Genomic DNA, 7,574 nt, shown 5'->3' with positions numbered 1-7,574 from the left:
TTGGTGGACGGCGGCGGCAACACCGGTTCCACCGTCGTTGTCGGCGGCGCGACGGTTGTCGTCGTGGTAGCCGGTGCGGACGTCGCATCCGCACCGGATTCGCTACCGCACGCGGACAGCACCGCCACGATCGCCACCGATGCTGCCAGTACCGAACGCTTCTTCGAGCGCGCTCTCGCCATGAAAGAACCCGACCCCACTTTCGCTCATCATGTTGCAGAGCGACCCTACCGGCGAACCGAAACCCGTGCCGTTCGGTGGTGCGTGGCAGGGGTCGATGGGTCGAGCAGGATCAGGTGTGGCTCAGGCGGCGGTTGACTTCGCGGGTGAGCCAGGCCGGCGAGAACCTGGATCCGAGCGACAACGCCTTGGACTGCAATCCGACCGGGAAGTGAACCTTGCGCAGTGCCTTGTTCCGCCGCAGTCCCTTCGCGGGGCGGGTGGCGTCGAAGATCGCCTGGGATACATCGTCGGCGGTGAGTTTGATGCCGAGCGAGTTGGTCGTTCCGGTGGAGACGCCCTGAGTCATCGCGGTCTGAACGAAGAGCGGCCACATGGCCTTGACGGAAATGTCGTACTTGGCCCACTCGAGATCGAGCGCCTCGGTGACACCGCGTACGGCGAACTTCGTCGCGCCGTAGGTGACCAGCTCCGGCTGACCGTAGATGGCCGACGCCGAGCACAGGTTCACGACCTGGGCGTTTCTGGTTGCCTTGAGGTAGGGGAACGCAGCGAGAGTGCCGTACACGACGCCGTTGAAGTTGATGTCGATCTGACGCTTGTGCACCTCGAGCGGCATGTCCTCGAACTGGCCCGCGACGAGGATGCCTGCGTTGTTGACGAGGACGTCGAGCCGGCCGTGGGCCTCGGCGTCGAACTCCTTCAACCGAGCCTCCCACTGCTTGGGGTCGGTGACGTCCAGGGTTCCCGTCACGACGCGTCCGCCGGCGGAGGTGATCTCCTTACCGAGCGACGCCAACCCGGTTTCGTCGATGTCGTAGGCCCCGACGAGGTATCCGGAGCGAGCGAACTTCAGAGCAGTGGATCGTCCGATCCCGGCAGCAGCGCCGGTGATGAACACAGTTGGTGTAGACACCTCGACAGAATAGGCGTTACCAGGGTTATCGGTAAGACCTCCGACAACTTTTCAGGGCTATTCTGGACGTGGCCTGTAGGAGATGTGGGTGAATCACAAACGAACTTTGCGCGCGATAGTAGTCGTCACAGTAGGCTACGTCGCCGTCCTGGCGGTGTGGGCGCTGTGGTTCCGACCGTCGGCGCCCCCGGGAACCCTGCCTTACCAACTTGCCGCTCTGATCGCCGGTTTCGGAGCTGCGCTCGGCCTGTCCATGCTGGTGGCGAACCGACGGACCGCCGAACAGCGACAGATCGCCCGCAACGGCGTCGAAGGTTGGGCCACCATCGAGGAAGTGCACCCACTCGACGACACCCGAAGCGAACTTCAACTGCAGTTCACCGTGCCCGGCTCGGAGTCGTTCTCCGGCCGCATCGTCTACGCCATCCCTCGCTCGGAGATCTCGAGGTTCGCCGAAGGCGCAGTCGTGCCGATCATGGTCGATCCGGACGACCACCACCGCGTTCTACTTCTTCCGAGACAGACCTTCGACGAGGAATAGCTGAGCCACCGCGTAGGTCGCGAGAATCACTCCCTCCGCCGCTCGCCGATGCGACTCCGTGGTCAACAGCAGCCGCCGAGCCACGATCAACGCGTCGGACACCGTGAAGAGCACACCGCCGAGAGCGATTCTCGACGCCGGATCCGCACCGGGAACGACGACGCCGGCCGCCGTTCTCGCGCCGGGCACGAGCGTCGGGTCCGCGGCAAGCGTCGACATCGATGCCAGCGTCAGTCCGTACGCGCCGAGGCCGGGTGCGACGTCGGGCGAACGCGTTGCCATCGACACGACCGCGAGAAGCCAGCCCGCCGCTCGCGGCGCCGCCGCCGATACGGTGACGCGTGCACCTCGAGCGCGAAGAAGCCCGCAGTAGCACCCCTGCATCACAGCGAACGAGGCCGCGCCGTGCAGGATCCGCGAATCGTCGTCCGGGTCGAGTAGAAGAACGTCGCCGCCGGTTGCTGCGGTGAGCGCCAGACCCAGCGTCGACGCAGGCTTGGGCAACCCCGCCATCAGCGATGGAGCGATCAACGGCTTCGCGAAGCGATGCAGTCTGTCTGCGCCGAGGACCGCTCCGAGCACCGTGGCTGCCGACGCCGAGGCGAACGCCGTTCTGGACAACGTCGAGCGGTTCATCGAGGCACTCCGAGTTCGTCGACCAGACCATTCGTTGAACTAACCAATTGTGTGATGCTGGCCCCTTCGCCTTGATTCAGGGCTGTACACCTTGTCATCGTTGGAAGGTAAACACACGATTCGACACGTTGGGACGACAATGCGCAGGAAACACACCGATGATCGTAGGGCGACCATGGAAGGTCTCGCCTACGCTTCGAACCCGCTGCTCCGTCGCTCCGACCGCATCCAGGCACGGCTGAAGACCATCCTCACCACCCTGACGATTCTGATGCTTCCCGTTGCTGCGTGGCTCGCGATGACGACGCTGTCGTTCCAGAACGAGCAGGTCTCCGCGCAGCAGTACACCCGGCACGCCGTCACCGCCGAGACCGTGTCCGTCACTCCCCCCTCGCCGCTCGTTCAGTCCGACTTCAGCTCGCAGAGCAGCTCCACCGTCGACGCCACCTGGACGTACCAGGGCGTCGAGCACACCGGCCAGGTGTCCGTCGTGAGCGGCTCGCCGGTGGGTACCGAAGTGGATATCTGGGTCGACGACAACGGCATCCGAGCATCACAGCCACTGTCGAATTCCGACGCCATCGCCGCCGCCGCCTTCACGGGCATCGGCAGCCTGTTCCTGGCCGGACTCCTTTTCTACGGCATTTACTCCGCCACCCGGTTCCGCCTCGACAACAAGCGCGACGCGGACTGGGACCTCGCCATCAAGAACTTCATGGACGAGAACAGCCTGAGCTGAACGTCGTACCTACGTGAAAGTCCCGGCCACACGGCCGGGACTTTTTCGTTTCCATCGCCGGTTTGCAAATATAGTTAGCTTATGTAAGCTTATGGGAGTGCAGCAACCGTCTTCCGATCAGCATCTCCGCGACCTGCTCTCCGAGCTGGTCACGGGATCGTCCCGGTTCGTTCGCCTCGCCGCGCACTTCGGCTCCGACGAGTGGCCCAAGGCCTGGATGCGAGCGCTGTCCCTCCTCGAGGAATACCAACCCCTACGAGTCAGCGACTTCGCTCGCCTCGATCGCTGCTCGCAGCCGTCGGCGACGTCGCTGCTGGGAAAGCTCGCCGCAGCCGGGCTCGTCGAACGCACGACCGACCCGAGCGACTCGCGCGCGGTCGTCGCCCGGATGTCCGACGCCGGCGCCGAATGGCTGGCCGCCGGACGACGCCAGATCGCCGACGGCCTGCTGCCGTACCTGTCCGAACTGGACCCGGAGCAACTACAGAAACTGACCGACGGACTGAGCGAGCTTCGCAGCGTGCTCAAATCGTCGATCACGGATTGAAAGGAACCTCGTCGTGGGGAACTCAGCCGTGAGTACGAACACCGAGAGCTTGCTGAAACAGCCGAAGGCCGTGTGGGCAGTCGCTTTTGCGAGTGTCATCGCCTTCATGGGTATCGGCTTGGTCGATCCCATCCTCAAACCCATCGGCGAACAACTCGATGCGTCACCGTCCCAGGTGTCGTTGCTGTTCACCAGCTACATGCTGGTCACCGGCGTCGCGATGCTCATCACCGGCGTAGTGTCCAGCCGCTTCGGCCCGAAACGGACACTGCTGGCCGGTCTTGCCATCATCGTCGTATTCGCTGCTCTCGCAGGAGTTTCCGGATCAGTCGGTGAGATCATCGGGTTCCGCGCCGGCTGGGGTCTCGGAAACGCGTTGTTCATCGCAACTGCGTTGTCGACGATCGTCGGTGCCGCATCGGGAGGCGTCGCGCGCGCGATCATCCTGTACGAAGCAGCGCTGGGTATCGGCATCGCAACGGGACCGCTCGTCGGTGGTGTGCTCGGCGGATTCTCCTGGCGTGGACCGTTCTTCGGCGTTGCGGCGCTGATGGCCGTCGCGTTCATTCTGTTGATCGTCATGCTGCCGGACACTCCCAAGCCCGCTCACACGACGTCGATACTCGATCCGTTCCGTGCACTTCGCCACCGCGGACTGCTCACCGTCGGCATCACCGCACTTCTGTACAACTACGGTTTCTTCACCCTCCTCGCCTACACCCCGTTTCCGCTCGACATGGGCACGTACAGCATCGGTTTCATCTTCTTCGGCTGGGGCCTGTGCCTCGCCGTGGCATCGGTGTTCCTCGCCCCGAAGTTGCAGCGCGCGTACGGAACTCTGAACATGATGATGCTTTCGCTGCTCCTCTTTGCCGTCGACCTCGGAGTGATGGCCCTGTTCACCGAGAACAAGACGGTACTGATCGTCGGCACCGTCGTCGCCGGACTGTTCCTCGGCGTGAACAACACGCTCATCACCGAAACCGTGATGATCTCCGCACCCGTGGAGCGCTCGACCGCCTCGGCGGCCTACAGCTTCGTCCGCTTCGTGGGCGGCGCGGCAGCACCGTACCTCGCGGGCAAGCTGGGCGAGAGCAACGCTCATGTCCCGTTCTGGGTCGGCGCGGTCTGCACCCTGCTGGCGATCGTCGTCCTGTCGACCGGCCGCAAGGTCCTCGCCCACGTCGACGATCACGACCCCGCACCTCACAGTGTCGACGAGGCCCGGGCAGTCACCGTCGGCGACTGAGATTTCTCCCGCTGGTGTTTACTTTCGTCACACCAACACCATCAGTAACAGTTGCATAACCAATTCCTTGGTAAACCCTGAGAGACCTTTCGGTCCGTTACGGTCCATGAAGCACAAGTACGTGTGCCTCACTAAAAGCATTTCCGGATCGGGACGGAGGTGTCGGTGGCTCCGGCCACCAGGACCGAAGGGCTTGAACATCCATGTCACAGAAGTCGATCGCCCGTTCGCGGAGGACTCGCATCGCCGCCGCCGGAGCCGCCGTCGCACTCTCCTTCGCACTGGCTGCACCAGGAATTGCCGCAGCACAGGAGGAGACTCCGCCACCGTCGAACAGCGTCGCCGAGCAGGCACCTACCGATCCGCCGGCCGACGAGCAGGCGCCCACCGGGGAAGCAACCACGCCGTCGGGAGATGCACTCGTGCAACCGCCTGCGGATGTTCCTGCACCCGGCGCAGGTGATGCGTCGGCAGCAGCGGTGCCTGCCCCCGAAGCACCGTCGACCGATCGACCTCTCCCCCAGGTAACGGGCGGGGTCGTGTTCAACGACGACGGCACGGCGACGATCAACGTCGACATCGTCCCGCAGCTCAGCGACGCCGAGAAGCAAGCGCTCGCGGACGCCGAGGCCAAGAGCAAAGCCGCTGCGGAGGCATCCACCGCGGCGCAGGCTCGTCTCGATGCAGCCGTCGCCGCAGATGCCGCGGCAAGTACCGCGGTCACCAAGGCAGAGCTCGCTGCGGCGGACGCGGTGGTGAAGGCCAAGAAGGCCGACGCCGACGCAACAGCCGCCGAACTGGACCGCATCGCTGCCGTCGGAGCGGTGAACAAGGCCAAGGCCGACACCGCAGCTCTCGAAGCAGCGAATACTGCGGCTGCACAGGCCAAGACCGACGCCGACACTGCCGCAGCCACAGCCCTCGCCGAGGCAGACCGGTTGGAAGCCGAAGCGGCCGGTGCCGGTGACCCGGAAGCGGTGGAGGCCGCAGCGGCAGCACGTGCCGACGCGACCGCCAAGGCCGAGCTTGCTGCCACCGCGTCTGCCGATGCCGAAGCAGCTGCCACGGCGCTGCAGGATTCGATCGTCGCAGTGCAGGATTCGTTCAAGACTCTCAACCTCGCCAAGGTGAGTGCCGCTGTCCGCGCGGCGGCGGCCAGAGCAGCCGAATCGCTGTCGGCGGCCATTGCCGCACGCACAGCGCTGGACGTCTCCGCGGCAGCCGAGGCCAATGCACGGGATCTCGAAGCGGCAGCGGCGACGTCGACGGAGGCAGCAACCGCCGCGAACAAAGCTGCTGCCGACGCACGGACCGCTGCGACTGCAGCCCAGGAGAAGGCCACCGCGGCTGCGGCCGCGGCAACGCAAGCGCAGGCCGACCTCGACGCAGCGCCGTCGGATGCGGATATCGCAGCGCTCGAAAAGGCCGCCGCCGATGCAGAGGCCGCGGTCGAGGAAGCCAATGCGGCACTGGCCACCGCGGAAGCCGACGTGACGCGGACCGAAGCCGATCTGACGGCAGCTCAGGCCGCGTCCGACACCGCAGCAGCGGACGTGAAGGCTGCGCAGACCGCAGCGGCCGAGGCCAAGACGGCAGCGGATGCAGCGACCAAGGCCGAAGCCGATCTGAAGGCCAAGGCAGCTGAATTGGCAGCGAGCGGACCGAAATTCAGCTGGACCATCAACATCGGCGGGACGACGAAGGACGACGTCCCCGTGACCCAGGTCGATGACACCACGGTGGTCGTCGACGAGACCGGTGTGGAACTGGTGGGCGTGTCCAACGAGGACGGATCGTTCACGGTCGCGGACTACTTCACCACCGACGACGACGGTGTCACCGTCCTTGCCGGAGAACTGCCCGCTGTCGATCTGGCACTGGGCGATTCGTCCACCGAAGCGTCGGGCGATTCGGACAGCTCGTCCGCGACACCGGCAATCTTGGCCGGCGTCGGCGTCGTCGCTGTTGCCGCGGTGGGTGGCGGGCTCTACCTGCGTCGTCGCAACTCGACCGATGCATCTGCGTAAGTTCGCAGTCGCGATCGCTCTGGGTGTCACACTGACCGGCTGTGCGCAGTCGGAGCCGGCCAGTGTGACACCGCCCGATCGGTCGGCGGTGGAGGCGCAGATTTCTGCGGCTCCACCGTCTCCGGTTGCTCCCGCGCAACCGGAGTGGATCGAGCTACGATCCGCCGAGTCGCAGACCTACATGAGCAGCACGGTCAATCCCGACGGCCTGTACCGCGACTCGTCGCAAGTACTCAACCCCGTGGACGAGCGACCCGCGTGGTGGGCCGAGAGCGGGCTACCCGGAACCGACACTGAGCAGACAGTGGTCGTGGTGGGCCACAACTACTCGACGCGGGACGCACCGTTTCGGTCACTCGGAGTGGCGCAGGTCGGCGACATCGTCGTAGTGCGCACAGCGACCGGCACTCTCGAATACGGCGTCGAATCGGTCGGGCCCCTGCCGAAGGGCTCCCTCCTGGCCGACAACGACCTGCGAGCGCAGGTCCCCGGCCGACTGATCCTCGCCAACTGCGACGTACGCAATGGCGAACCGACGGGAGACAACTTCTTCGTCGTGGCGCAGCTGGCTGGCTGAACAAATGGGTGTTGCATCTATGCGCATGATAACTACGATTAGGGGATGAACGAAACAAGACCTCTCCGCGTCGCCATCGTCGGCGCCGGACCCGCAGGCATCTACGCCGCCGACGCACTCATGAAGTCCGACACAGATGTCAGTATCGACCTGTTCGAGCGC

The 7,574-nt window shown here is 64.9% G+C and carries 9 protein-coding genes and 1 pseudogene; 7 read left to right on the top strand and 3 right to left on the bottom strand.

Going from position 1 to position 7,574, the window contains the following annotated elements; all coding sequences use genetic code 11:
• Both CH289_RS28290 and CH289_RS13045 read right to left on the bottom strand, forming a co-directional pair.
• Window positions 1-182: pseudogene (locus CH289_RS28290) on the bottom strand (DUF732 domain-containing protein); the annotation flags it as partial.
• A 110-nt stretch (window positions 183-292) separates the two neighbouring features.
• On the bottom strand, window positions 293-1,096 hold the full coding sequence (locus CH289_RS13045; RefSeq protein WP_027499102.1) for an SDR family oxidoreductase: 804 nt from the start codon (window positions 1,094-1,096) through the stop codon (window positions 293-295).
• Window positions 1,097-1,184: 88 nt separating this feature from the next.
• Here CH289_RS13045 and CH289_RS13040 point away from each other — a divergent pair, with 88 nt between their 5' ends.
• Window positions 1,185-1,637, top strand: a complete 453-nt coding sequence (locus CH289_RS13040) for a hypothetical protein (RefSeq protein WP_027499101.1) — start codon at window positions 1,185-1,187, stop codon at window positions 1,635-1,637.
• Here CH289_RS13040 and CH289_RS13035 read toward each other — a convergent pair.
• Window positions 1,602-2,273: a lysoplasmalogenase family protein gene (locus tag CH289_RS13035; RefSeq protein ID WP_094728016.1), complete on the bottom strand. Its 672-nt coding sequence runs from the start codon at window positions 2,271-2,273 to the stop codon at window positions 1,602-1,604. The genes CH289_RS13040 and CH289_RS13035 overlap by 36 nt on opposite strands.
• Before the next feature lie 139 nt (window positions 2,274-2,412).
• Between CH289_RS13035 and CH289_RS13030 the strand changes: the two genes are divergently transcribed.
• The 6 genes from CH289_RS13030 to CH289_RS28005 all read left to right on the top strand — a co-directional run.
• Window positions 2,413-3,012, top strand: a complete 600-nt coding sequence (locus CH289_RS13030; protein WP_230594308.1) for an Rv1733c family protein — start codon at window positions 2,413-2,415, stop codon at window positions 3,010-3,012.
• 91 nt (window positions 3,013-3,103) lie between these two features.
• Window positions 3,104-3,559: a MarR family winged helix-turn-helix transcriptional regulator gene (locus CH289_RS13025; protein WP_020113344.1), complete on the top strand. Its 456-nt coding sequence runs from the start codon at window positions 3,104-3,106 to the stop codon at window positions 3,557-3,559.
• Window positions 3,560-3,572: 13 nt separating this feature from the next.
• Window positions 3,573-4,808, top strand: a complete 1,236-nt coding sequence (locus tag CH289_RS13020) for an MFS transporter (RefSeq protein WP_019667890.1) — start codon at window positions 3,573-3,575, stop codon at window positions 4,806-4,808.
• 203 nt (window positions 4,809-5,011) lie between these two features.
• Window positions 5,012-6,835, top strand: coding sequence for a hypothetical protein (locus tag CH289_RS13015; RefSeq protein WP_020113342.1), 1,824 nt, complete (start codon window positions 5,012-5,014; stop codon window positions 6,833-6,835).
• Entirely contained in the window at window positions 6,822-7,412 is a 591-nt protein-coding gene (locus CH289_RS13010; protein WP_020113341.1) for a class F sortase, read from the top strand. The genes CH289_RS13015 and CH289_RS13010 overlap by 14 nt, the downstream gene beginning before the upstream one ends.
• Window positions 7,413-7,457: 45 nt before the next feature.
• The coding region (locus tag CH289_RS28005) for an FAD/NAD(P)-binding protein (RefSeq protein WP_143545080.1) at window positions 7,458-7,574 on the top strand (117 nt) is incomplete at its 3' end.

This window comes from Rhodococcus sp. RS1C4, assembly GCF_002258225.1.
GTDB classification, from domain to species: domain Bacteria; phylum Actinomycetota; class Actinomycetes; order Mycobacteriales; family Mycobacteriaceae; genus Rhodococcoides; species Rhodococcoides fascians_E.
Note: the sequence above shows the minus strand (reverse complement) of the source record. Positions and strands in the feature narration are given on the sequence as shown.

Bases quoted from the DNA above. Each gene is read 5' to 3' on its own strand.
- CH289_RS13015 (WP_020113342.1), top strand. From the start codon at position 5,012: ATGTCACAGAAGTCGATCGCCCGTTCGCGGAGGACTCGCATCGCCGCC.
- CH289_RS13035 (WP_094728016.1), bottom strand. From the start codon at position 2,273: ATGAACCGCTCGACGTTGTCCAGAACGGCGTTCGCCTCGGCGTCGGCA.
- CH289_RS13025 (WP_020113344.1), top strand. From the start codon at position 3,104: ATGGGAGTGCAGCAACCGTCTTCCGATCAGCATCTCCGCGACCTGCTC.
- CH289_RS13030 (WP_230594308.1), top strand. From the start codon at position 2,413: ATGCGCAGGAAACACACCGATGATCGTAGGGCGACCATGGAAGGTCTC.
- CH289_RS13010 (WP_020113341.1), top strand. From the start codon at position 6,822: ATGCATCTGCGTAAGTTCGCAGTCGCGATCGCTCTGGGTGTCACACTG.